Source organism: Bartonella sp. PS7NMGDW (assembly GCF_042193585.1).
Lineage (GTDB): Bacteria > Pseudomonadota > Alphaproteobacteria > Rhizobiales > Rhizobiaceae > Bartonella > Bartonella grahamii.
This window is the reverse complement of record NZ_JBHILX010000102.1, coordinates 1-798: the sequence shown is the minus strand read 5'-3', so window position 1 is coordinate 798 and position 798 is coordinate 1. Positions and strand designations below refer to the sequence as shown.

The 798-nt window shown below is 38.0% G+C and carries 1 protein-coding gene; it reads left to right on the top strand.

What is annotated here, in order from left to right:
* Positions 1–184: 184 nt before the first annotated feature.
* On the top strand, positions 185–798 hold a 614-nt coding region (locus ACFIKJ_RS09520; RefSeq protein ID WP_375670561.1), incomplete at its 3' end, for an ERF family protein.

Here is a 798-nt window from a genome sequence, read left to right as displayed (position 1 = left end):
CACCCAATTCAGATGAATCTTTCTTGTTGACGCTATATTCTGATCATTGTGCATATATAAAACGCATTCCAATTGATCGGATTGTACAACCTGTAAAGACAAAACTCTAACACCCCAAAACCAGTCTTTTAACACCAGCGTGATTCACGCCACGGATGAATTGCGCGCAATGTAGGAAATCAAGATGAGTGAACAAAACACTAACCTAATAGAAATTGAAGAAACACATCATTTAGCCGTCGAACAAACTGTCATGGAACGTATTTTAAATAAAGCCTTAGAAAGTGATGTCGATATGGATCGCTTAGAGCGTCTTCTCAAATTGCGAGAACAAGAGATAGAACGACAAGAGCGCCAAAACTTTGTCCGTGATCTTTCGGCTGTGCAAATGGCATACAAAAATATCGAACAAAACGCCATTAATACACATACTAAAAGCAAATACGCTACGCTTGATCAGTACATTGATGCTGTAAAGAAAGGGCTTGCAACATACAACTTTGCTTTGTTTGCTCGTATTAAAAATCAAACAGAAAAAAACATTACCATAGAAATAACTCTGTCTCATCCTTCAGGCAATCAAATCTCAACAGAAGGAACATTTCCAATTGACAATGCAGGCTCTAAAAATAACATACAATCAGTTGGTTCCACAATTACCTACGCACGAAGATACCTGTTAGGCATGCTTCTTAATGTAGCAAGTAAAGAAGACGATACAGATGGAAACCCGCCTATTAAAAAGGCTTTTCCACAACAGATCAATGAAATCAGAAGACTCATAGTACAAACCCAAGC